19 protein-coding genes and 4 pseudogenes are annotated in these 25,247 nt (G+C 44.3%); 19 read left to right on the forward strand and 4 right to left on the reverse strand.

All coding sequences use genetic code 11. The features are described from left to right. Window positions 1–24: 24 nt before the first annotated feature. From AB5170_RS01220 to AB5170_RS01280, 13 genes and pseudogenes are all read left to right on the forward strand, one after another. Entirely contained in the window at window positions 25–333 is a 309-nt protein-coding gene (locus AB5170_RS01220; RefSeq protein ID WP_226814871.1) for a nucleotidyltransferase family protein, read from the forward strand. Next, window positions 305–709 (forward strand): HI0074 family nucleotidyltransferase substrate-binding subunit, encoded by a 405-nt coding sequence (locus AB5170_RS01225; protein WP_118577587.1) that lies wholly within the window; start codon window positions 305–307, stop codon window positions 707–709. Before AB5170_RS01220 ends, AB5170_RS01225 begins: the two co-directional genes overlap by 29 nt. 49 nt (window positions 710–758) lie before the next feature. Then, window positions 759–2,759: an ASKHA domain-containing protein gene (locus AB5170_RS01230; RefSeq protein ID WP_368361342.1), complete on the forward strand. Its 2,001-nt coding sequence runs from the start codon at window positions 759–761 to the stop codon at window positions 2,757–2,759. A 278-nt stretch (window positions 2,760–3,037) separates the two neighbouring features. Next, a complete protein-coding gene (locus tag AB5170_RS01235; RefSeq protein ID WP_195380070.1) occupies window positions 3,038–3,574 on the forward strand; it encodes a DUF2284 domain-containing protein in 537 nt (178 codons plus the stop codon). Between the two features lie 336 nt (window positions 3,575–3,910). Then, window positions 3,911–4,690: pseudogene (locus AB5170_RS01240) on the forward strand (methyltetrahydrofolate cobalamin methyltransferase); the annotation flags it as partial. A gap of 54 nt (window positions 4,691–4,744) precedes the next feature. Continuing rightward, a complete protein-coding gene (locus AB5170_RS01245) occupies window positions 4,745–6,787 on the forward strand; it encodes a cobalamin-dependent protein (RefSeq protein ID WP_227200844.1) in 2,043 nt (680 codons plus the stop codon). 319 nt (window positions 6,788–7,106) lie between these two features. Next, window positions 7,107–8,474 carry a hypothetical protein gene (locus AB5170_RS01250; RefSeq protein WP_195477209.1) on the forward strand — a complete coding sequence of 456 codons (1,368 nt, stop codon included), beginning with the start codon at window positions 7,107–7,109 and terminating at the stop codon, window positions 8,472–8,474. Window positions 8,475–8,479: 5 nt separating this feature from the next. Further along, on the forward strand, window positions 8,480–9,652 hold the full coding sequence (locus tag AB5170_RS01255; protein ID WP_195477212.1) for an aminotransferase class V-fold PLP-dependent enzyme: 1,173 nt from the start codon (window positions 8,480–8,482) through the stop codon (window positions 9,650–9,652). Beyond that, window positions 9,653–9,958 carry a hypothetical protein gene (locus AB5170_RS01260; protein WP_195477214.1) on the forward strand — a complete coding sequence of 102 codons (306 nt, stop codon included), beginning with the start codon at window positions 9,653–9,655 and terminating at the stop codon, window positions 9,956–9,958. 43 nt (window positions 9,959–10,001) lie between these two features. Further along, window positions 10,002–10,871, forward strand: coding sequence for an AraC family transcriptional regulator (locus AB5170_RS01265; protein WP_195477217.1), 870 nt, complete (start codon window positions 10,002–10,004; stop codon window positions 10,869–10,871). 195 nt (window positions 10,872–11,066) lie between these two features. Then, window positions 11,067–13,433: a TIM-barrel domain-containing protein gene (locus AB5170_RS01270; RefSeq protein ID WP_195477218.1), complete on the forward strand. Its 2,367-nt coding sequence runs from the start codon at window positions 11,067–11,069 to the stop codon at window positions 13,431–13,433. A gap of 44 nt (window positions 13,434–13,477) precedes the next feature. Further along, window positions 13,478–16,192 (forward strand): hypothetical protein, encoded by a 2,715-nt coding sequence (locus AB5170_RS01275; RefSeq protein ID WP_195982727.1) that lies wholly within the window; start codon window positions 13,478–13,480, stop codon window positions 16,190–16,192. Beyond that, a pseudogene (locus tag AB5170_RS01280) lies at window positions 16,170–16,313 on the forward strand (DUF6783 domain-containing protein); the annotation flags it as partial. The gene AB5170_RS01275 and the pseudogene AB5170_RS01280, both read left to right, overlap by 23 nt. Here the strand turns inward: AB5170_RS01280 and AB5170_RS01285 are convergent. Beyond that, window positions 16,245–16,388: pseudogene (locus AB5170_RS01285) on the reverse strand (DUF6783 domain-containing protein); the annotation flags it as partial. The pseudogenes AB5170_RS01280 and AB5170_RS01285 overlap by 69 nt on opposite strands. Window positions 16,389–16,439: 51 nt before the next feature. On the opposite strand from AB5170_RS01285, the pseudogene AB5170_RS01290 reads away from it, so the two are divergent. Beyond that, a pseudogene (locus AB5170_RS01290) lies at window positions 16,440–17,203 on the forward strand (IS5 family transposase). Between the two features lie 81 nt (window positions 17,204–17,284). Here AB5170_RS01290 and AB5170_RS01295 read toward each other — a convergent pair. Further along, window positions 17,285–18,028, reverse strand: a complete 744-nt coding sequence (locus tag AB5170_RS01295) for a response regulator (RefSeq protein ID WP_173769864.1) — start codon at window positions 18,026–18,028, stop codon at window positions 17,285–17,287. Window positions 18,029–18,049: 21 nt separating this feature from the next. Beyond that, the gene (locus tag AB5170_RS01300; protein ID WP_195477231.1) at window positions 18,050–19,879 is read right to left on the reverse strand and encodes a histidine kinase; all 1,830 of its coding nucleotides are present in this window, start codon (window positions 19,877–19,879) and stop codon (window positions 18,050–18,052) included. 354 nt (window positions 19,880–20,233) lie between these two features. Between AB5170_RS01300 and AB5170_RS01305 the strand changes: the two genes are divergently transcribed. The 4 genes from AB5170_RS01305 to AB5170_RS01320 all read left to right on the forward strand — a co-directional run bounded on the left by AB5170_RS01305 (window position 20,234) and on the right by AB5170_RS01320 (window position 24,947). After that, window positions 20,234–21,547: an ABC transporter substrate-binding protein gene (locus AB5170_RS01305; RefSeq protein WP_368361343.1), complete on the forward strand. Its 1,314-nt coding sequence runs from the start codon at window positions 20,234–20,236 to the stop codon at window positions 21,545–21,547. Between the two features lie 116 nt (window positions 21,548–21,663). Further along, entirely contained in the window at window positions 21,664–22,545 is an 882-nt protein-coding gene (locus tag AB5170_RS01310) for a carbohydrate ABC transporter permease (RefSeq protein WP_226836991.1), read from the forward strand. Beyond that, entirely contained in the window at window positions 22,542–23,363 is an 822-nt protein-coding gene (locus tag AB5170_RS01315; RefSeq protein WP_173718072.1) for a carbohydrate ABC transporter permease, read from the forward strand. Before AB5170_RS01310 ends, AB5170_RS01315 begins: the two co-directional genes overlap by 4 nt. 282 nt (window positions 23,364–23,645) lie before the next feature. Further along, the gene (locus AB5170_RS01320) at window positions 23,646–24,947 is read left to right on the forward strand and encodes an alpha/beta hydrolase-fold protein (protein ID WP_195477233.1); all 1,302 of its coding nucleotides are present in this window, start codon (window positions 23,646–23,648) and stop codon (window positions 24,945–24,947) included. Here the strand turns inward: AB5170_RS01320 and AB5170_RS01325 are convergent. Continuing rightward, window positions 24,895–25,056 carry a DUF6783 domain-containing protein gene (locus tag AB5170_RS01325; protein ID WP_334285684.1) on the reverse strand — a complete coding sequence of 54 codons (162 nt, stop codon included), beginning with the start codon at window positions 25,054–25,056 and terminating at the stop codon, window positions 24,895–24,897. The genes AB5170_RS01320 and AB5170_RS01325 overlap by 53 nt on opposite strands. On the opposite strand from AB5170_RS01325, the gene AB5170_RS01330 reads away from it, so the two are divergent. Next, window positions 24,988–25,227, forward strand: a complete 240-nt coding sequence (locus AB5170_RS01330; protein WP_334285683.1) for a DUF6783 domain-containing protein — start codon at window positions 24,988–24,990, stop codon at window positions 25,225–25,227. The two genes, AB5170_RS01325 and AB5170_RS01330, sit on opposite strands and share 69 nt — an antisense overlap. Window positions 25,228–25,247 lie beyond the last annotated feature (20 nt).

Here is a 25,247-nt window from a genome sequence, read left to right on the forward strand (position 1 = left end):
TTAACCTATAATGAAATTAGTTTTATGAGTGAAATGGGGGAAACTATGCGCGTTGATGAGGTCATGACAGAAATTATACAACGGTGCAGATTGTATGGGGCACAGAAGATAATTCTGTATGGATCCCGGGCAAAGGGAACTGCGACAGAGCGGAGCGATATTGACATTGCAGTGTCTGGAGTCGCTTCACACGAAATTCTTGATTTGCAGGAGAATTTAGAAGAGATTCCAACATTGTACACAATTGATCTGGTTGATCTTGATACTTGTCAGAATCAGCTGTTGTTGGAGGATATAAAACAATATGGACGAGAAATTTATAAGAAGATTTGAGTCGTTTAGAAATTCACTGGACTCTCTGGCGGAGGCGAAACAGCGTGATTTGTCAGATTCTTTTGTACTTAGTGGAACCAGTGCTAAATTCAGTATTACATTTGACTTGGCGTGGAAGGTTATGAAAGATATTCTAGTACAGTATTATGCAATAACTGGATTTGTCACTGGCTCACCAAGAGAAGTTCTCAGAGAATCATTTCAGGCGAATCTGATTACTGGTGATGAGTGGATGGATATGCTGAAAGTAAGAAATCAGCTTGCACACGACTATGATGGAGTGATTGTGAAAGAACATTGCGGGACAATTGTTCATGTGTATATTGATAAATTATATGATTTCAAAAAGGCTGTTGAAAAATTGCTGAAAGAATGATACATCGACCGGGGCATGCCCGGTCGGTTGTTTTTAGGGAGTTTGGGTTATGGCTAAGGTGTATTTTGTGAGGGAAGAGATTAGTATAGAGGTTCCGGTGGGAATCAGCGTGCTGGAGGCAGAGATTCGGGCGGGACTTGTGCCGGATGCACCTTGCGGTGGACTTGGAACCTGTGGAAAATGTCTGGTGAAGGCGGATGGAAAGCCGGTTCTGGCGTGCCAGACAAAGGTGGAAAAAGACTGCCGGGTGGAAATCCCTGGGAAGAAAAAAAGGGGGAAGATTTTAGGCGAAGGTTTTTCCAGAAAGGTGAATTTCCAGCCGGAGCTGCAGGTGAAAACGGTGCGGCTGGAGAAGCCGGAGACTGGGGAAAAAAGGTCAGAGTGGGAGCGGCTGGTGGAGGCTGTTTATGAGAGCCCTGAAATTGAAAAAGCTTCGCATACGATTCAGAGAAACATAAAAACAGATATAGAAATAGCTGGAAGTCTTTATAAAAAAAGAATCTCTGAGGCAGAATGGGACGTGATTTACATAGATAATGAAATTCTGGATTTGCAACCCTGTTTCGCTTCACAGGATGCTTCAAAGGAAAGACAGGAAGATAATTATAAAGGAGTACACCCGCTGTTGTTTACTGCATCAATTGACCTTGGAACAACCACAATTGTAGGTTATCTTCTGGATGGCAGAACAGGGGAGACATTAGCTGTGGAGAGTAGAATGAATCCTCAGATGCAGTACGGTGGAGACGTGATCCAAAGAGCGAATTATGCGCTGGAACATGGAGAAGATGTGTTAAGTGCGTGTGTACGAAAGGTAATAAATGAAATACTGGAAAGCCTTAGTGTAAAAGCTCGAAAAGCCCTTCCAATAGATATAAAAAATCGCAAAAACGAAGTAACAAATGAAAAGAAAGAAGTGAATGGACAGGCTGTCAATGGCAAGCTTGGAAGCGCTGAATGGATGCCTGGAGTGGAAGATATCTATCAGGTAAGTCTTGTTGGAAACACCTGTATGCACCACCTGTTTCTTGGAATTTCCCCGGCTTCTTTGGTACATGCGCCATATACGCCTGCAATCAGTCAGTCCCTTACTGTGCGCGCAGCTGATTATGGTATTCACATCCACCCAAAAGGCCAGTTGCTCCTTCTTCCGAATATCGCCGGATACATAGGCGCAGACACCAGTGGCTGTCTTCTGGCTCTTCGACAGGATTTGAAGGATGAAATAACTTTAATGCTGGATATCGGAACTAACACAGAGATGATCCTTGGAAATAAATATGGCCTGGCAGCCTGCTCCGCGGCATCTGGCCCAGCCTTTGAAGGGGCGAAGATCCAGTGCGGAATGCGGGGGCTTCCGGGAGCTATTGATCATGTAAAATATGAAGATGGAAAATGGCAGTATACCACAATTGGCGGTGAGAAGCCTGCAGGCCTATGCGGTTCCGGGCTGATTGATCTGGTGGCAGAACTTCTGCGAGTTGGTTTGCTGGATGAGAATGGAATTCTTCACAGCGGGCAGGAAAGAGCAGACACGTTTATGCTTGTGCCACCACAAGAAACTGGTTTTTCCCAATGTGGGCAGAATATGTCAGAGGATGAGCAAAGTGAGAAAACGGAGTGTTTACAGAGAAACGAAAAAAATGGGAGTGGGCAGTCGCGTTTCGAGAATGATTGCGGAGTCTATCTTACCCAGAAAGACATTGGCGAGGTTCAACTTGCCAAAGCAGCCATTGCCGCTGGAATCCAACTCTTATTAAAGAAAAGAAACATAGAAGAATCCCAGATCCAGACTGTATATCTGGCTGGTGGATTCGGCAATTATATGAATGCAGAAAATGCGGCCCGGATTGGTCTGATCCCGGAGAGCTTTGTGAAGAAAGTACAGTGTGTGGGAAATATCGCTGGGGAAGGTGCTAAGATTGCATTGCTAAATAAGAATGAGCGCCATGAGATCGAAAGAGCGGTACAGAGCATTGAATTTCTGGAACTGGCGGCCTGCCCGGAATTTCAGGATTGTTTCGTAGATGAGCTGGGATTTGAAAGGTAAAGAGATTTCCGGTTACTGTTCACTGGTAATATTCCGCGAGGTGTTTTTTGTGAACAAAGTTCACAGAAAACCCGAGAATTGCGGCGCGAAATCATGCGAATGCATGATTTCTGTGCATCGCGAAGCGCGTTACTGGTCACGGAGTGAACAGTAACGATTTCCGTGTTTATTACAGGAAATTTTAGTGCTGATTTTATAAAAATAGAAGACTGAGAATTATAAAATGTTTTTGTATATTATTATCTGTGGATAATAATGATTTAAAAAGGATTAGAGACATGAATTTCAAAGACTTAAAACAACTATGCCTGTCCCACGGTTTTACCAACGTGGCTCCGTTGGCCTGCGATACCATTGAACTAAAGCCAGAAGTACGCCAGATGTGCGCCTCCGATTCCTGTCACAAATACAACAAATGCTGGAGTTGTCCGCCCGGCTGCGGAACCCTGGAGGAATGCGAACAAAGAGTAAGAAAGTATAAACTTGGAATCCTGGTACAGACAGTGGGACAGCTGGAGGATTCCATGGATGGGGAAGGCATGATGCGCACAGAAGCTACGCACAAAGCCTCCTTTTACAGCCTGGAAAAAGATCTGCGGAAATTTTACCCGAACATGCTTCCAATGGGCGCAGGCTGCTGCACAAAATGCAAAACCTGCACCTGCCCGGAGGCCCCCTGCCGATTTCCGGACCAGGCCTTTTCCTCAATGGAAGCCTATGGAATGCTGGTCATGCAGGTTTGTCAGGCAAACCACCTTGACTATTATTATGGTCCTGGAAAGATTGCGTATACCAGCTGTTATTTATTAAAGTGAAACTGGGAAGATGAAATGCAGGTGGTTAGATATTTCGCAAAGAAAAGTTGTATATGTGAGTATTTTACGATGCTTTGCGCTGAAATCCTGCATATGCATTTAGTTGTGAAATTATTCACAGTAAGATAGTATAATCGAATGAGAAAATAACAGAAGAGGAATTTCCCCCAATTGATATAAAATGAATTTGTAAAAGCAAGTCCATTTAGCGGAGGACTTGCAGCGGAGAGAACGAAACTGTTACAGCTTGCGGAGAAGATTGTGACGGAAAATTACAAGTTACTGGTCACGGAGTGAACAGTAGCAATTACAATTTCATATTGGAGGGAAAATGCCATGATTATTATTGGTGAGAAGCTGAACGGATCCATTCCGTCAGTTGCAAAAGCCATCGCTGAGAAGGATGCGGACCTGATCAGAGAAAGAGCCAGAATGCAGGCAGAAGCGGGAGCCACATTTCTGGACGTATGTGCCTCAGTAGAAGAGGCTGTAGAAGTAGAAACCTTGAAATGGATGATCGACCTTGTACAGGAAGTGACAGATACACCAATCTGTGTGGACAGTCCAAGTGCCAGATCCTGTGTTGCAGCCATTCCATTTTGTAAAAGACCGGGACTTATTAACTCTGTTTCCCTTGAAGGAGACAAAATTGACACGATTTTTCCAGTGATCGCAGATACAGACTGGGAGTGCGTAGCCCTTCTCTGCGACAATGATGGAATTCCGGATTCCGTAGAGCGTCGTATGAAAATTTTCTTCGGAATTATGGAAAAAGCGAAACAGTACGGCATTGCACCAAGCCGTTTACATATTGACCCACTGGTTGTAACCCTGGGAACAGACCAGACTGCGCTGACTGTATTTGCAGACTGCTGCAGAAGAATCAAATACGAATATCCGGAAATCCATATCACCAGTGGACTTTCCAACATTTCCTTCGGACTTCCGGTGAGAAAAAATATTAACCAGGCATTTATGGTTCTCGCTATGAATGCCGGTATGGACAGTGCCATCGTAGATCCTACCAACAAGAACATGATCGGTATGATCTATGCCACAAATGCACTGTTAGAGCGTGATGAATACTGCCTGGATTACATTGGTAAATTTGGAAATAAAGCCACAGAAGAAGCTGCACAGCCAGTTCCTGCTTCTCCACTTGATGAGAAAATGCAGAAGGTTTTCAAATTAACTCAGGATGGAAAAAATAAAGAAATCGGACAGGCTGTTCAGGAAGCACTTGATGCAGGCTGCGACCCGACTGCAATCCTCAATGACGCTATGATCGGCGCCATGGCAGTGGTTGGCGAGAACTTTAAGAAAGAGATTATTTTCGTACCACAGATGCTGGCAGCAGCCAGGGCTATGAAGGCTGGTGTGGAAGTTCTGAAGCCATATCTTGCAACCGGCGAGGCTGGAAGTGCAGGAACGATTATCCTTGGAACTGTTGCCGGAGATCTTCATGATATCGGTAAAAATCTGGTTGGAATGATGTTTGAAAGTGCCGGCTTCGAAGTGATCGATCTTGGCGTTGATGTGCCGATCCAGACTTTTATTGATGAGGTAAATAAGCACAAAGAAGCAAGTATTGTTGCACTTTCTGCGCTTCTTACCACTACAATGCCGTCCCTTCGTGACACTGTGGCGGCACTTCTGGAACAGCCATTCAGAAGCAGGATTAAGATCATGGTTGGCGGTGCGCCGATCAGTCAGGAGTTTGCAGATGAGATCGGAGCAGACGCATACACAGAGGATGCAGCCTCTGCGGCAGAGCAGGCGAAGAAATATGCAGAATCCGGTTTCTGTGCAAAGGCAGCGGCTGGAGAATTTGATCCGGCACCTGCAAAGGATAGTGAAGAAGTTACTGAGACAGGAAAAACCGCGAAACCAGCGGAAAATATTGCAACTGAGGAAACTTTTACAGAAAATGGTTCCTGGCTTCGAAAGCCCATACAGGTTGAGCCGCATTTTGTAAAAGAAGAAGTAGATTTAAGCAAAATCCAGCTTCCGAAGCCAGGCGAAGGCTACAAGGTAAACATGGAAGCTGCCAAAGAGAAATTCCGCAATTACTGGGCACATAAGAACACAGGAAGACCGCTTATGTGCGTAATCGCAAGAAGACCGGAGGTAGAGCAGTATTCCGATGGAACTCCTGTAGAGGGTGGCTATCTGGATCAGATCTGCCAGGGCAAATATTACAATATGCCGGAAGAACTGAAATGGAAAGACATGGAGGACAAATACCAGAATCCTCAGAGAATCGTTGACCGTTACCGTTACTTCTGTGAGACCCATGCGTTCCTTGGTGAGAGCTTCCCGAACCTGAATATCGACTTTGGACCAGGTTCCCTTGCTTCTTATCTTGGATCTGAGATTGGATTCAAAGAAGACACTGTATGGTTCAATAAGTGTCTGGACAGCTGGGACGGTGTTCCGAAGCTGACCTTTGATCCGGAGAATAAATGGTTTAAGAAACACATTCAGCTTGCAAAAGACTGCCAGGCACTTGCCGGAGATGACTTCTATGTGGATATGCCTGACCTTATGGAAAATATTGACGTTCTTGCTTCTCTTCGCGGAGCCCAGGACATTCTCTTCGACCTTCTGGATGAGCCGGAAATGATCGGAGAAAGAATCCAGGAGGTAACGGATATTTACTATGAATATTACGACCGCTTCTATGATATCATTAAAGATGAAGAAGGCGGAAATGCATACACCGTATTCCAGATCTGGGGACCAGGCAGAACTGTGAAGCTCCAGTGCGACTTCTCCGCAATGATGTCACCGGAAGACTTCCGGAAATACATTCAGCCGTCCTTACGTACCCAGTCTGAAAATGTAGACCATGTACTTTACCATCTGGATGGACCGGCTGCAATCAAGCATATGGACGCCCTTATGGAAATTGATGGAATCGATGCTCTTCAGTGGACCAGCGGCGATGCCGGCCCGGACGGAACACTTCCGGATTGGGATGTGATCTACGACAAAGCTATCGCAGCAGGAAAATCTATCTGGGTAAAGGTTTATTCCGGAGAATTCGAAGACTGGATCCGCAACGTAGACCGTATTGTAAAGAAATACGGCTCCCACAGTCTTTTCCTTCTTTTCCCGGAAATGTCCATGGAGCAGGCTGCATATCTTCTTGATTATGCAGACCGCAACTGGAGCGATGTGAAGGGTACTTTTGTAGAGTCTCTGGGACGCTGAAACATATGCAATCCTATTGATGGAAGCAACCCATATTCAAATTAAGTTTGTTTTGTTAACTCCATAATAAAAACCACAAAGCGCCGGCAGGTAAATCTGTCGGCGCTTTGCGTTGTCTGTATGAGATATACAACGTGCAATAATTCATATAAAACTAATAGGAATAATTATAATATTTGTGCAATTAGTACAAAAAACAATAAGAAAGTATAAAGTAACAGGAAGAAAATAGAAGAAAAAGTTTTTTTAAAAGATATAATTGAAATTAATACGCGGGGGAAACACAAAAATTGAATGGGGAAAAGAGGTATTTCAAACTATGAAACAGAAAGCTATGGATGTAAAACTTGTTGTAAGGCCATTGATCGGTTGTCTGACACACACGCATTTCTGGGAAGGCCCGTGCCGTGCCGGACGAAAAGAGGATATGACTGTAGAGGCAGAGACAAAGGTTGCTGATGAAACCTTCAAAAGCTCTGTAGAGGCCCTGAAGGACGTGATCAGCGAGGTTGAATTTAAAGAGGCATTGGATGTAAGATATAATGAATCCTTTGTTGTAGAAAAAGAAATGTTCGACAAGATCGGTGAAGATGTAGATGAAATTGACTGCTTCCTTTGCATGGGATGGAGAATTCCGAAGCTGGAACGCTACAGAAAACCGGTCATTATCTGGCAGAATGGAAATGAGGGCATTGATTTTGCAGCATATTGCCGCTCAATTGGTGTGGAAGCATACGTGGCAATGGATCTTCAGGATGTAAATGAAATCGCACATATTCTCTGGGTAAGAAAAGCAGTTCGCAATACAAGAGCACTTGTGCTGACCGCAGGTTCCCAGCCTACATTTGGAATTCAGAGCCTTATCCGTGATCCGGAGATTCTTCGTCAGCGTTATGGATTTGAAGTGATCAAGCTTCCATTCACATCTATTTTCAAATATATGGATGAGATTACGGATGAAGAGGCAAAGCCAATTGCGGATAAGCTGATTGCTGGTTCTACAGATACTCAGGTAAATACCGACTGGTTTATCAATGACATTAAATATTATCTTGCAGCAAAGAAAATGATGGATATTTATGACTGCAATGCATTTTCCACAGCCTGTCATGAGCTTTGTACGACGGAAATTCCACAGAACCGTAAATTTACACCATGCATGTGTCATTCAATTATGAAGGATGAGGGAATTCCAAGTGGATGCGAGGAAGACTTGAATGCACTTATGGCAATGCTGATCATGCAATACGCTGCAAACCGTCCGGCCTTTATGGGAAATCCAAATCATGAGACAGATGAGCTGCTCAGGATCCATCATGCAGTTCCGGCCCTTTGTATGAACGGATACGGAACAAAACCGCTGGAATACAAGCTGTGGGCATTTACCGGACAGGGCTTCGGCGGTAAGCTTCAGGTTGATTTTACACAGAACGAAGACGATTATATTACACTTGGTCGTTTCAATCCGGCAGGTGATACCATGTGCATTAAGAAAGGAAAAGTAATCCGTTCGGAATATGCCGAGACCTATTGCAGCCCGTATTACTATATCCAGATGGATGATGCAAGGGAGTTTATGCACAATCTGGCTGGCTTTGGACATCATCAGGTTCTGATTTTTGGTGATTATACCAGGCTGATCAAAAAAATTGCAAAGGTTATGGATTTCAATATCCTGGAAGGATGAGTTAGATGATCTATCTGAACAATGCGGCCACTTCCTGGCCCAAGCCTTCCTCTGTATGTGAAGCTGTACAGGCGTGTCTTATGGACACGCCTGCTTCGCAATTCCGGGGAGGAAGCGCAATTTTGAAAAAAGATACAGAAGAAAGGTGCAGGGAAAAGCTTGGAAAGCTGCTGGGCATCCATGCTCATGACCGGATCTTTTTTACCTCAGGTGCTACGGAAAGCCTGAACACAGTGCTGTGTGGACTGGATTATGGAGAAGAGGGGCGTGGAATCCTGGCAACCCAGACAGAACACAATAGTGTATTGCGCCCGCTTATGAATCAGCCGGTATTAAAGAAGCATCCGGTAACAATCATTTCCTGCCTGGAAAATGGAGCAGTTACCCGGAAGGCACTGGAAAAAGGTTTGGAAGAAGCTCTGGAAAACACAGGGAAAAATCCGTCAGCTCTTATTGTAAACCACTGTTCCAATGTGACCGGATATGTGCAGGATATGAAGCTGATTGGAAATTTTGTAAGAGAAAATAATCTGCTTCTGATTGTTGATGTATCGCAAAGTGCAGGCTGTATTCCGGTGGATGCAGACAGCTGGAGGGCAGATGGGGTTATTTTTACAGGGCATAAAAGTCTTTTGGGAATACAAGGCACCGGAGGCTTTTTCATAAGAAAGGGGCTGGAACTGAAGCCATTGAAGTATGGCGGCACAGGGCGGAACAGTCAACAGCTTACTTATGAAGACGGTGATTATGAGTATGAGGTCGGCACTCAGAATCTGCCGGGGATCAGGGCACTTCTTGCCGGTGTGGAATTCGTGCTGGAAACCGGCGTGGACAGGATAAAGGAAAAAGAAGAAAGGATGATGAAGCTTTTGTATGAAGGGCTTGGGAAAATTCCGGGGGTACAGGTATATGGCAGCTTTGCGGAATGTAAGGGACCTGTTATGAGCCTGAATTTTCAGGGGCTGAAGGCTTCGGATGCGGCATATATCCTGGAAAATGGTTATGAAATTACAGTGCGCGCCGGACTTCATTGTTCCCCCCTGATTCATGAGGCAATGGGAACAAAAAATAGTGGAACTGTGAGAGTGAGCGTTTCCTGGTTTACGAAAGAAGAGGAAATCCTTGCATTTCTGGAGGCAGCAGGCCAGATTGCAGTATCATTGAGAGGAGCCGATTAAATGAAAATTCTTGGAAAACAGCCGTCAAGAGAAAAGTGTGCAGAATCAGGCTGGTTCGCAACGGATTACCTTCTGGATGCGCCTATAGACAGAGCTTTTATATTAAGTCTGAGACCTCTGGGAAGTTTTGTGTATCTGGATATGCTGAAAGAGCCTTTTTTTAAAATAGAAAATGATTATTATATGATAAAGGGAGTGCAGGGAAAAGATTATTTCAGAATTGCAGTTCATGGGAAACATGAGGATGAGCTGCAAAGGTTAGAAGAATTTTTGTATTCTTTAAGGCTGATTGCATGCAGAACCTAAGTCTGCTATACTGTGCTCATGAGATTATTACAGGGGGCAGAATATGAGACTGGAACGAGACAGCATTCCTCTTGATAAAGAATTTCCTTTTCAGATATCAGAAGTGGAGCTTAACCCTTCCAACAGTCATCCGGGAACCTGGCACTGGCACAGCTATTTTGAGATCACCTGGGTTCTGGAAGGAAAGGGAAACTATTTCGTTAATGGACAGGAATATACCATGGAAGAGAATGATATTATCATTTTCAATAATGTAGAGCCGCATGGCTGGAAACTTCTGGGAGGCAGAATGAAGCTTTTGGTTATGATTTTTTCGCCGGAGTTTGTAGCAGAGAAGATCAGTACCTTTGACACGGAATATCTGCGGCCCTTCGTTGAGCGTGGAACTAATTTTAAGAACAGAGTGGGCCATGAAGAAACTGTGAATACGGAGATCCGTACCAGCATACAGGAGATTTATCAGGAATGGCAGGAGCGCAAGGAGGGCTATCCGCTTATGATTAAGGCGAATGTTCTGCGGATTTTGACCATGCTGATCCGGGCTTATCAGGATGAGACCAAGTCCGGTGAAATGCTTCGGGAAAAGAAGAATGCCATGAAACGCCTGGAGCAGGCTTTTACTTACATAAACGCTCATTATTGTGAGAAGATTACGCTGGAGGAGGTTGCAGCGTCTGTTTATATGAGTTCCAACTATTTTTCCTCCTATTTCCGTAAGTTCACCAACATCAGCTTCAGTGATTATGTGACACGTCTGCGTGTGAACCGGGCACGGGAGCTGCTTCGGGAGGATGGGGCAAATGTGACTGAGATTGCCCTGGCATGTGGGTTCAATAATATTTCCAATTTTTACAGATTATATAAGAAGCATATGGGAAAAACTCCCGGATATGAGAAGAGTAAAAATAATTAAAATTCAGAAGCAGATAAGACATAGACCTTTTTCAGGCTGGCATGTTAGGATAAAAGCAGGATGCTTTGTCCTGATGTGCCGGCTTTTTATATAATAGTATAATAGAAAATTTCGTTGCAATTTATTATTACATGAGAGGCTATTCCGGACAGACAACGTAAAAAACAGGGGATTAAAAAACGGAGGGAATGGAAAATGCTCAAAACAGACAGGTATGTACAGACGGAAGCGGCAGGAATGTTATACCGGCTGATTCCGGTTACAGAGGAAATCATCCGCTGTGTAATTGGAAAAGAGGAGATTAAGGGAAACGACTCTCTTATTATTGAAAAAAAGGAATATCCGTCAGTTGAGTTTGAAGCAGAGGAAAACGAGGAGAAGCTGGAATTAAAGACTGGAAAAGTTCTGGTCTCTCTGGAACTTTTATCTGGAAGAATAGAATGGAAGCATGCGGACGGAACCAGGTGGTGCATACAGGATAAGGCAGATTTAACAAAAGTTGATGTAGTGCGGTATACAACCGGCGGGGAGAAGCCGGTTATCAACCGTGTAAAAACAGTTGACGGTGAGCGTAACTTTATTCAGAATCTGAAGCCGGAGAAGGTGCGCGACGGTTATCGTGCAAGAGTTTTCTTTGACTGGAAAGAGGAGGAAGAGATTCACGGACTTGGCCAGGCAGAGGAAGGAATCTACAATTATCGCGGACACAATCAGTATCTTTACCAGCACAATATGAGGATCCCAATGCCTCTGTTTGTTTCCACAGAGGGATATGGAGTGCTGTTTGACTGCTGTTCTTTGATGACTTTCAATGATGAGGGACGGGAGTCTTACCTGTTTTTGGATACAGTGGATCAGATTGATTATTATTTCATGGGCGGCAATACCATGGATGGAATTATCCATAATTATCGCTATTTGACAGGCAAGGCGCAGATGCTGCCGAAGTGGGCTTATGGTTATATCCAGTCCAAGGAACAGTATTATACTTCCAAAGAATTAGAGAAAATTGTACGCCGTTACAGAGAAATCGGGGTTCCGCTGGATTGTGTGGTTCAGGACTGGAATACCTGGGATCCGGGCAACTGGGGGGAGAAGATTCTGGATCAGTCCCGTTATGGGGATAACAAGGAGTGCATGGAGCGGATTCATGAGATGCATGCCCACAGCATGGTCTCTGTATGGCCGAATATGAATGCCGGAGGAAAAAATCATCAGGAATTTTTTGATGCCGGATATCTTCTGTATGATTATGCAACCTATGATGCTTTTAATGAAAAAGCAAGAGAAATGTACTGGAAACAGGCGAAGGAGGGGCTGTTTGACCAGGGCTTTGATTCCTGGTGGTGTGACTCTACAGAGCCGTTTTCCGGTCCGGACTGGGGCGGTGCGGTGAAAAGAGAGCCCTGGGAGCGTTTCCAGCTGGTTGGAGGCGAGCACAAGAAATACCTGGATCCTGCTGTGGCCAACGCTTTTGCCCTGGAGCATGCAAAGGGAATTTATGAGAACCAGAGAAAGGCTCGGGAGGATATGCGTGTACTGAATTTGACACGTTCCGGTTATGCATCTGGTCAGAAGTATGCAGCTATGCTGTGGTCTGGAGATACCTGCGCGGACTGGAAGAATCTGAAGATCCAGATCGTAGAAGGTTTGAATATGGGACTGAGCGGTTATCCCTATTGGACCTTGGATATCGGAGCCTTTTTCACAGTTGCAGATAAGTGGCAGAACCGTGGATGCGGATGCAACACGGATCCGGAGCCCAAGTGGTTCTGGCAGGGAAAATATAATGAGGGTGTGAAAGATAAGGGATATTGTGAGCTTTATACACGCTGGCTTCAGATGGGAACATTTCTTCCTATGTTCCGGTCTCATGGTACAGATACGCCGAGAGAAATCTGGAATTTCGGGGAAAAGGGCACTATGTTCTATGATGCTATCGAGAAATTTATCAAGCTGAGATATCATTTTATGCCTTATATTTATTCGCTGGCAGGGGCGGTACATTTTGAGGATTATACCATTATGCGAAGCCTGTTGTTTGATTTCCCGGAGGACAGGGAGGTGCGAAAGGTGGAGAATGAGTTTATGTTTGGACCATCCCTGCTGATCTGTGCAGTTACGGAGCCTATGTATTATGGTCCGGAAAGTACCGTGCTTAACAGGGAAAAGACATGGGAGTGTTATCTGCCGGCTGGTACGATCTGGTACGATTACTGGACAAATGAGAAATATGAGGGTGGCCAGTATGTGAAGGTGGAGACACCTATTGACCGGATCCCGATTTTCGTGAAGGCGGGTGCGATCATTCCGGTGGCTGATGGGCTGGTTTATGCAGAGCAGGAGCCAGAGAAGCCGGTACAGATTATCGTTTATCCTGGGGCAGACGGAGAGTTTGTGCTGTATGAGGATGAAGGAAATAACTATAACTTTGAGAATGGGGCGTATGCGACGACCAGATTCCAGTGGAAGGATGCGGCAGGACAGCTGGTGAATGGGCGTAGAGAGGGCAGCTTCCCGGGAATGAGGGAAGCGGTTTATGAGACGGTGATTATAAAGTAGGATACTGCGGTACGGGAAGCGAAAGTGGAGAGAAGGAAAGATATATGGTTGTAGAGAGAAATAGGGCTGTATTTACTGAGGCTCCGACGGCTGTGCCAGATGGAAATGTGGATGTTTCAGGGGGCGGACGATGGAAAATCTGGCAGAATGCGGGGACGAAGATTGACGCGCCGATTTTGGGAAATGGAGATTTGCTGGCGGCAGTGGCCGGGGATGGGAGGTATCCACAGTTCTGGTTTACGACCAATGACTTCTGGCAAATGGAAAGTGCGGCGAACTGGGAATTCTTTCATGATAACAGTTCTGCCAAATGTGATCCGGCGGTAAGCGGCGGAAGCCCCAGACCGGTAGGGCGTATGGTGTTTGATATTCCTGCTATGGAGGGTGCCAGGTGGTATACGGAGCAGAAGTTTGCCACGGGAGAAACTATAACAATATTGACAAATTCCGCCGGAGAGAAATGTTCTCTGAAAAGCTGGGTGGCTGCAGATGAGAACATTCTTGTGGTAGAGTTTGAGAGTGAGACAGATCTGGATGTGGAATTTGATTTTTATTTTCCGGACGAAATAGGAAAAGGCTGCGAAAAAGCTGTGGATGTCTGGGGAAGCGGTGAGTTGGAGAATATCCAGAACGGAATGTTCGCTGGACTGGTGACGGGACGTCCGCTGCAGGTAAAGAAAACCGGCGGTGGGATTGTAAGTGGATACCGGCAGTTTTCAGATCATGTGGATATTCCAACTAAGGTTGGTTTTGCTGGGGGCTTTCTGAAGGAAACGAAAGTAATTGGCGGCGTTGAAAGTTTGGGTTCTTTAAAGAAAGAATCTATTATATCCACTGAGGAAAGTGGGAATAAATCAAATAAAGCGGTATTTACAGAACCTTCGGCGGGAAACGGTATTTTAAAGAATGTTGAGGCAGTTAAAGCATTTGGAAATACAGGGAAGCTAAGTGACAGAAGCACTCACAGAAAAATAAAAGCCGGTGAGCGGGCAACCTTCGTTCTGCCAGTGCGCTCCTGGGCGAAGTGCAGCAGACCTTATGAGTATGCCTTTTCCAGGGCAAGGTGGATAACGGAAGAAGATGTGGAAACTCTTCATGAACGGCACCTGGTATGGTGGAAAAAGTTTTGGAGTGTTTCCGAAATTTCTCTGGATGAGCCGGTGATCGAGCAGAGATATTATCTGTCAAAATATATGCTGGCAAGTGTATCACGGGATCCGGAATATCCGCCCAATATTCTGGGAATCAGTACTTTTGACCGTCCGGCATGGAATGGAAATTATAAGATTAATTATAACCATCAGTCTCCCTATCTGAATCTGATGGTCTCCGGACATTTCCAGCAGTCCGATCCTCACGATGCGCCTTATCTGAAACTGATGGAAATTTCAGATGAGATGTGTAAGCGGCTGCTTCACCATGAGGGACTTTATTATCCGCTGGGACTGGGACCTCACGGTCTGGTAAGTGAGGCCCTGCTTTTGCATATGAAATCCCCAGCCATTCACGGTGCTTTGAATATGATCTATCGTTATGGAATCACGGAGGATGAGGCGTATGCACAGAAGGTTTATCCTTATCTTCGCGGTGTGGCAGATTTCTGGGAAAAGGATCTGGTGTGCAGGGATGGCGTTTACCATGTAGTTGGAGATGGTATGCACGAGCGCACAGATGGGAACATCCGTGACAATGGCGTTCCGGAAGATCCGGTGAATACATTAGGTTATCTGAAAACCTTCTTTACCTGGATGCCGAGAATCAGTGAGGCACTTGATCTGGATGAGAAAAAGAGGGAAAAATGGCTGGAAATCGCAGAGAACCTGGCACCTTATCCAAAGGGGACAATTCGGGAGATTCAGGAGAATCCAACTCTTTGGAAAGAGGTGGATGTGAAGCTGGAGGATCTGCTTCCGGAAGAAATGCTGGACAAAGAGATTTATTATGATGAAGGTATCGGTGGCAAATGGTCTTTCCATTTTCCGGGAAATGTGATGCAGATATATCCGGGCAATGCAATTGGGCTTGGAAGTGCCCCGGAAGAGCTGGAAGTGGCGCGAAATACAGTGCAGATACATGCACTGGTGGAGAATGCGCTGGGAGAGCTGGAATACAGGAAGGCACTTGAAGAAGCAGAATTTGCAGATAAAGATAATGCAAATAACTTGCTGTTCAATAGCAATGGTGAATTAGAAAATGGCGAAGCTTACAGCAATGGAATGGAATCTGGTGGAGTAAAAAATCCTCATTTCTACAAGGCTGGTGCTTTTAATGCCTCTAACCTAAGCTGTCTGTTTTTCACTGCCGCAGTACGTGTAGGCTACGCTCCGGAAATCATCTGGAAAGAAATGCGCGATATGATCCTAAACCGGGGAATCCCAAACGGTTTTCTGAAGGAAAATCCTCATGGAATCGAGCAGCTGAACACCATCCCGGATGCCATCCAGGAGATGATGCTGCAAAGTTGCGAGGGCATGATCCGCATTTTCCCAGTATGGCCGAGAGCTGAGCATCCAAACGCCTTTTTCCGGAATTTCCGTGCCTGGGGAGGGCTTGAGGTAAGCGCTGCTTTGAAAGACGGTGAGGTAGAGCGGGTTAGCATACTCAGCCACAAAGGACACCCATGCAGAGTGGAAAACCCATGGCCAGGAAAATCTGTGAAGGTTTCCTATGAATACGGAAGACCGGATGAAGTGCACTTTGGAGAGTACTTAAATATAGAGCTGTATAAAGAAGAGCATGCAGAATTATTCCGGATCTAGAGCCTGTTTGAAAAATCATTCCCGCAATCTGTACGCCCCGCTTTGCGGTATATTTCACCCGAATTTGGTTGCTGTAGCCCGCTACGGCGCCCTCATCCGGGCGAAATCTCCCACAAATTGTGACGCACATCTTGCAGAAAGCCTTTTTCAAACACGCTCTAGAGCGTGTTTGAAAAATAAAAGTTGCACAAAACATATATTCTAATACCCTTTTTCATGTTAAAATAAAGAAAAAAGGGTGTTTACTATGTTGAGACGATACGAGTTAACTGATGAAGAATGGAACCGCATTGCTCCTTTACTGCCACCTGAAAATACTGGAAAACAGGGCCGCCCCCCAAAATGTACTCGGACAATTCTTAACGGAATTGTTTGGATTGCCCGCAGTGGAGCGCCCTGGCGTGATCTTCCAGAACGTTATGGTGCCTGGCAAACCGTCTACTCCCGTTTTCGAAAATGGATTGATGATGGCATCATCGATAACATTTTTCGTGTTTTAAGCCTTGATGCTGAATTAACAGAACTATCTATAGATGCTTCTATTGTTCAGGCTCATCAGCACAGTGCAGGTGCAAAAAAAGGGGGCCTCCAAACGAAATCGGACATAGCCGAGGTGGAGCAAGCACAAAAATCCATGCCGTAGTGGATGCCTATGGCTATCCGGTATATTTTATGATTAGTGAAGGTCAGCGTAATGATATTAATTACGCACTTCCATTGCTCGAACATGTGAATACAACCGGAAGCAATGTATTAGCTGATCGAGGATACGATAGTAATAAATTACTTGATTATGTCTACGACCATGGTGGAGAACCAACGATTCCTTCCAGAAAGGGAGCGAAATTTGACCGTCATTGTGATTGGTGGCTTTACAAAGAGAGACATCTAGTAGAAAACTATTTTCTCAAATTAAAAGCGTTTCGCCGAATAGCCACACGTTATGATAAACTGGCTTCCACTTTTCTGGGTTTCGTATGCATCGTCTCAATATTAATTTGGTTAAAATAAACAACTCGAAATGTTTTTCAAACACGCTCTAGAGCGTGTCAGAAGGCCGGCAGGGAACAATCCCTGTCGGCCTTCAAAGCTTTACCCCCGGAATTCCAACGGGCTTTTACCTGTATGTTTCTTAAAAATTCTGCTGAAATATCCCTGATCATGATAGCCGCACATTTCCCCGATCTGTTTCACGGACAGACCAGGCTCATGGACCAGAAGACGCTGGGCGTGGCTCATGCGCAGAGTGATCAGATATTTGGACGGGGTACAACCGTAGACCTGGCAGAAAATTTTGGTCAGGTAGCTGGGACTGTAGTTCATGTTATCTGCGATCAGGTTCAGATTAATGTCCTCGCTGTAGTTTTTTACAATGAAATCTTTCAGTAATGTGGCAATCTGAGTTGGTGTCATGGCAGCAGTCCGGGCATTAAACACCTCTTCGTAATCATTTCCGGCAATCTGAAATTCCTGTTTGATCTTGGAGAGAGCTTCTTTAAGCTCCTCTGAATCAACTGGCTTCAGCAGATAATCAGAAACCTTTAAAGTGATGGCCTTTTTTGCATATTCGAAATCTGAAAATCCACTGGTGATAATAAATTTAGTAAATGGAAACTGCTCCCTTACTTTTGTGAGCAGGGTGATTCCATCCATCACAGGCATACGGATATCCGTAATTACAAGATCAGGGCTGAGCTTTTCTACCAGAGCCAGAGCCTGATCGCCTGTTTGTGCAGTTCCTGCCACCAGAAAATCCGGATCCGCTTTCTGGATTTTCTGGACAAGATTTGTGAGCAGAAGTTCTTCATCCTCCGCAACGATGACAGTGTACGTCATACTGTTTTGATTCCTCCTTGCTTATTCACTTATGCAGTCAGTTTCATCTGCTGATTTATCTGTCTTGGAAAAATACCGTCCAATAGACACGATTCCGTGCCCATCAGCAGTATTTCCATATCTGAAAATAATGTCTCCTTTACAGAATATTTTCCATCTGAGATACACATTTATAGTTCCCAGCCCATTTATTTTTAGTTCCGGAAGTCCCGGATTCTGAATAGCTTTCATAATGTTGGCAGTGATCCTCTCTTTGGCTTCCTCTGTAAAGCCAGGACCGGAATCCGTTACTTCAATCTGCCAGCTTCCTTCCGTGACCACGCTGGTGATCGAAATGTTCCATGGCGGTGCACAGTTCGAACCATAGCGAATGGCATTTTCCACAATAGGCTGGATGATCAGCTTGGGGACTGGTTGGGAAAGAAGGCTTTCATCTACATGGATGCTGTAATTCAGGCTGGACTGATAACGGACCTTCATACAATACAGATATTTCTGTACATAATCCAGTTCATCCTTTAAAGTGACCGTTGTCTCTGTGGTATTGGTAATATAACGCATGATCCGGGAAAGATTCCGGCACATTTTTACCACGGTCTCAGAATCTCCGTTCTCTGCCAGAACTATAATGCTGGACAAGGTATTGTAGTAAAAATGAGGATTGATCTGTGTCTGCAAAGCCATGCTTCTGGCTTTCATTTCCTGCTCCTTAGCTTGATTCAGCTGCTCCATGGAATCCTTCAGATTGTCGCTCATCAGCTGAAAGGCCTGGTAGAGCTCTTCCAGTTCATTAACGGAAACCGGATATGCAGTCACCTTTTCCTGTCCAAGTGTATCCAGCTCCATGCGCTGAATAATATGCTTCAGGTGCTTTACCGGTTTTACGACTGAACGGGAAAGCCGGTAGGAAATAAAGATGGAGACTGTCAGAAACAGCGCAACAATTGCTGCAAGAATACGAAGCAGATTGTAAACCGGAGCCAGAACTACAGATTCCGGCTGAATTGTAAGATAGGTATAGCCGGTATAAGAGGACACGGCCTCTGCTGCATACTCTGTTTTTCCTGTAAGAGGACTGATAAAAGTGAGGGCTGAATCATCTCCCTTGGTAAGTTCATAGTAGGGCTGAAGTGCTGCTTTGTATTCCTGGGAAATATCGTAGGGATAGATCAGATCGCCATTGCTGTCAAAAACATAGATGCTGGCAGCATCTTCATGGTTCTTTTTTTTATAAGTGATGATACTTTTAAAAACAGATTTGCACTGCTTGGCTGTTTCAATCACACCCACGCCACGTTTATATTGATTATTAAAGGATCGGTACAGGGAAATAAACCACTGGTCATAGGTGGCTGTTTTTGTATATTCTCTGGTACAGTAGGGTGGAGTAAGGACTTTTTTTCCCTCCAGTTCACGGGCGGCCTCAATCCACTCATCCTTTGAGCCATCTGTTTTTTTTACCAAAGTTGAGATTCCGGCCTCCAGAACATATCCGGAAAAATCATAGAGATTTACCTGATCTGCCTTCAGCTCGGTTCCGGAAAGGGAAATAAACAAATCTGACATGGCAGAAAGCATATCGCTGGAAATATTTAAGTTGAAGGAATTGTCCAGAATGGTTTTAGACTGATTGCTGTAGTTAATGTTTACAGATACTGCATCCAGATTGCGGATCGCGGAATCTACCTGAGTCTGAAAGCTGGAATTGAGAGTGTTCATGGCACTGATCTGACTTTGCTTGAGCTGTCTGGAAACAAAAGCATAGAAAAAAACAGCAAAAGAAAAAAGAATCAGGCAGGCCAGACTGATATAGGCAAAAAAAAGCTTGGATTGTAAACTGCGTGATTTCATCTGGCGATACCTCCTGTAATTGTTTTGCCCGCGCTGCTGACTATATTATGAAAGCAGATGCAGAAATCCATGTTTGAAACATTAAAAATCAGTATATCATATTTGTGTAAAAAGTACAAATAAATGCTCGAAAACAGAGAAAATATATATAAGAATTGCGGATGACTTTTTGAAGAAACATAAGCTTATGTGAAAAAAGTATAATATGTGGTGAAAAAAGTACAAATTGAAAGTAAGAATATCCATGGATTAAAAAGCATCTGGCTGATAAAATAATATCATCAAAAGAACAGAGGAATCAGCGGAGATTCCTGAATGAGGTAAATGCCATTTTATTAAAAGGAGGATATGTAAATGAAAAGAAAGAGTTTTGTGGCAGTGGCTTGTGCAGCAATGATCGCGTCCATGACAAGCGGACTTACCGTATTTGCAGAGGAGACTGCAGATTTTTCCGGTGAGGAGCTGAGTATTCTGGTATCAGCAGGCTGGATGGATAACAGATATGATGCAACAATCGAGCGTTTTGAAGATACTTATGGTGTAACAGTTGACCTTCAGACTATTCCGGCTGATCAGTATTCTGATCTTCTTCAGTCAAAATTAGCTACTGATTCCTGTGCAGATATTTTCTGGATTCAGTCCAACCCATTTGCAATCGAGTCTACAATCGTTGATCCAGAGAAATACTGTATTGATTTCACAGGAGCTTCCTGGGAAGATCTTATGCCGGAAGCAAGAAAAACATCCTGTGTATACAATGATAAATTATACGGACTTCAGATCTGGCACAATTCACCAGAATATGTAATGGTTTATAACAAAACATTATTCGAAGAGAATGGCTGGGAGATACCATCTACTTATGCAGAGCTGAAAGACCTTTGCGCTAAGATCGCAGAACAGGGAATCACTCCATGGTTTATGCCAGGCGCAGACGGATGGCAGCATCAGCTGGCATTCTTCCAGATCGGTGGTGTTTACGAAGAAGCTACACCAGGACTGTACGATGCTTTGAATACAAATCAGGCTACATTTGCTGACAATGAGAAAATGCTTGAGGTTCTGAACGAGTTCAAAGAGCTTTCCGATGCAGGATATTTCGGAGAGGACTGGATTGGAACTGACAGCACCAACCTTGGAAATGAATTTGGCGACAGAAACATTGCAATGGCTATGGCAAACTCCAGTTATATTCAGCAGATCAAAGATGACACAGGCACAGAGGATGAGTTCGGTATGTTCCTGATCCCACTTGGCGATAACACCTGGTATCCGACCAACCCGGCTGGACCTACTATGTTTGGCTACAAGGGAACAGAGCATGAGGATCTTGTAAAAGAATTTTTCAATTTTGTTACAACAACAGAGAGTCTTCAGGAAATCCTTGACAACTCTCCTGCATACACAAACGTTGATATGAATGATGATGCAATTGAGCAGCACTGGCTGCCAGAGGAAGAAGAGTTCCTTGCAACAGTAGATGACAGTAAGAAGAGCGTATCTGTTCTGCAGACCGGCACAAAATATACAAACGATTACTGGATGCAGTTTGGTCAGGACATGGTTGCATTCTGCCAGGGCGAAATGGAAGCAAATGACGTTCTTGCAAATATGGACACCAACCGTGCAGAGGCTGCCAAGACAGTTGGAGATGCAAACTGGAACTAAAGTATTTCGGTAAGAAATTGACATAATTATTTAAGCATAAGATATTTAATAAGGGTATATCTTCAGTGCGAAGGAGTGATTCCTTCGCACTGTTTGATAAAGGGGAGGTATCGCTTTTGAATAAGAAGAAAATTTATCCCCAGTGGTTTCTGATACTGCCGCTGGCTTTGTACATTATCTTTTTCCTGCTTCCCAGTATAATGGGTGTTGCATATTCATTCACTGACTGGAATTCAAGAAGTGTATTAAATGGTATTCATTTTGTCGGAATTGACAATTTTAAAGAGATTTTCACATCAAACAAAGATTACTTAAGCGGTATTGGAAATACATTGAAATTTACCATTATTTCCAACATTGTGAAGCTGATTCCGGCACTTCTGATTGCCATCATGCTTCAGGAAGGACTGAAAGGAAAGGGTCTTTACAGAACACTTTTGTATCTGCCGTCTATCCTTCCTTTTGTTATCATTGGTCTTGTATTCAAGTCCATTCTCAACTATAACAATGGTCTTTTAAATGCAATTCTGGATGGTCTGCATCTTGGAATCCTGAAACAGAAATGGCTTTCGGATCTTGGCGTTGTGTGGAAATCCATTTATGGTGTGGATGCATGGAGAGGTATTGGTTATGTAATGACGATTTTTCTTGCCGGTCTTAATACCATTCCGAGATCCTACTATGAGGCAGCTGAGATCGATGGGGCAAACTTCTGGCAGAGGCTTCGCTATGTGACACTTCCAATGCTCAGCGGCGCCATTATGATCAACCTGGTATTTGGTATTACCTACGGTCTGAAGGTGTTTGATATTGTTTACGTTCTCACAAACGGCGGCCCTGGACATGCAACAGAGGTTCTTACCACCTATGCATTCCAGCTTTATTCCAGGGGTCAGTACGGTATGTCTTCTGCTTTGAACAGTATTCTGCTTCTGATCACAGCAATTGCTGGTGTTGTAATTGTTAAAACTTTAGGAAAACAGGAGGTACAGCAATGACAAAGAAAAAAGTTCAGAATCTGCTGAAACATCTGGTCTGCATCCTGCTGTGCCTGACCGTTATCCTGCCTTTTTATATGGTAGTTATAAACTCTTTCAAGAGTAAAGGCGAGGCTTCCCGAATGAGTCTTGCCCTGCCGAAGGAATGGCTGTTTTCCAATTATACCGAGGTTATTGACAAAGGAAACTTGATCCAGGGATTTTCAAACAGTTTACTTTACGCACTGGTCGCAACCACTTTGGGGGTTGTGCTCTGTGCAATGGCTGCCTTTGTAATGTGCCGCAAGCGTACCAGATTAAATGTATTTTTATATTATTTCGTACTTTGCGGACTGTTTTTCCCGGTTAACTATGTAACATTGGTGAGAGTATTAAGCACTCTTCATCTGAACGATACGCGACAGGGAATTATTATGGTGTTTACAAGCGCCATGATTCCGTTCTGTGTGTTTACTATCCGCAACTTTGTGGTTTCTGTTCCGGTGGAACTGGATGAGGCAGCAGTCATTGATGGCGCAGGTCCTATCAGCCTGTTTTTTAAGATTATCATGCCTCTTCTGAAGCCAACTATGGTGACCTGTTTTATCCTGCAGTTCATGGGTGTGTGGAGCGATTTCCTGACTCCATTGTATCTGTCAAGCAAGAGTAAAATGTTCCCGATGACTATGGCTGTTTATCAGTTCTTTGGAAAAAATAAAAGCTACTGGAATTACATTTTTGCTGATATTGTACTTACCTGTATTCCGGTTGTAATCGTGTATATGATCGGACAGAAATATATTGTGGGCGGTATGACTTCCGGTGCGGTGAAAGAGTGATCTGGGGCGCGCAGCGAGGCTGCAAATTATAATTGAAATTCCTTCTAAACCGGGAATGGTTCTTTGAATGTTAGGATTTGGAGAGCTGTTTCCGGTATTTTTTTGCCTAAAAGGTGCCTACATTTGCCAGAATGCTGAAAAATAAGAAGAAATCTGTTATCTTTATCTGTGAAGAATTTTATTGTATGCAGTCTGCGGCTTCTGAGCTGCAAATTGCGGATTTTTCAGGAAATGATCCATGAAATGTGATAAAGTATCTGGAGAAAATGTAGGAGTGGGAAAATGATGAGGCATAAAATTGAGATAACAGCAGATGAAAAAATGTGGAACCGGATCAGCCAGATTCTCGCAGTTGTTCTGGTGCTACTTTCCGGAATTGATATTGTCCGGTTTGCAATTTTGGGAGATAAGACAGCATTTATTACATTCAGTATGATCGCGGTGGTTTTTATGCTGGTGGCGTATATGGCATGGAAAAGCAGAATGCCATTTTTATATCTGCTGATTGCAGTGACGGCTTTTGTTCTGTATTTTAATACCAATTTTTCTACCAGTACATATTATTTTAACTGGTTATTTCTGGCAGAGGCTATTGTAGCCACGCTGGGAGGAAGCCTGGGGACAACGGTGATGATCTGGAAAAAAATCCCTATGGGGCGTGTGGCAGTTTTACCGCTTGCGGCAGCAGTTCTGATACTGGCAGGATTTCTGGGATTTTGGAAAGTAAGGTATGATGCAGGACATGAAGCGCAGGGACAGGCTCGGGATGAGTTATGGGCAGTTCCGTCGAAATATGATGAGGAAGAACCAGAACAGGCTGGAACTGTGGAAGAAGTTGTATACGATACCAGGGCTTATGCCACTGATGGAAGAAGCGTGAAAAAGTCAGCTTATGTATATCTTCCATATGGTTACAGTAAGGAAAAAGAGTATAATATTCTGTATCTGATGCATGGAACTGGTGATGATGAAAAATACTGGCTGAAAACAAATCCATATAATAAAACCATGCTGGATAACATGATCGCAGATGGAGATATTGAGCCACTGATCGTGGTGACACCAACCTTTTATGTGGAAGATGACTGTGCAGATGATCTGGATCAGCTGACCTATTCTTTTGCAAAGGAGCTGCGAAATGATCTGATGCCTGAGATTGAATCCTCTTATTCTACATATGCAAAATCGGCAGATGATAAGGGATTTTCCAAGAGCCGGGATCACAGAGCCTTTGCTGGTTTGTCAAGAGGGGCGGTAACGATGTACCATTCCGTATTGTGCCAGAGCCTGGATTATTTTTCCTGGTTTGGGGCATTCAGCGGAAGCAGGACAGATAAGACTGCATTTGAAGACACCATTCAGACAGGCGATTTTGCAGAACTGCCAATTCATTATTTATATGTGGCAAGTGGCAACCTCGACTTCGCCCTGCCTGGACAGATTCAGGATTACCAGGCTCTGCTGGATATTGAACCCAGATTGCGGTCTGGTGTAAATACCTGTTTTGATGTATTTCCAATGCGGTATCATTCTATGGGAAACTGGCATCTGGCGCTGTATAATTTTTTACAGAAGATTTTCTAGAGCGTGTTTGAAAAAGGCTTTCTGCAAGATGTGCGTCACAATTTGTGGGAGATTTCGCTCGGATGAGGGCACCGTAGCGGACTACGGCAACCGAATTCGGGTGAAATATACCGCAAAGTGGGGCGTGCAGATTGCGGGAATGATTTTTCAAACAGGCTTTAGAGCCTGTTGCTGCGAACAGGAGAACAGCAATGCGCTTTTTGCACAGTTGGCGCGTGTTTTTTGGCAGGTTGCGTTTGGAATAGCGCAGCCTGCTTTTTATTTGGTAGAATTAAGCTGAGAAGCAGCATTCGGTTATGA

The sequence above is a fragment of the Ruminococcus sp. RTP21484sp1_RTP21281st1_A8_RTP21281_210402 genome (assembly GCF_040914025.1).
Classification (GTDB): domain Bacteria; phylum Bacillota; class Clostridia; order Lachnospirales; family Lachnospiraceae; genus Blautia_A; species Blautia_A faecis.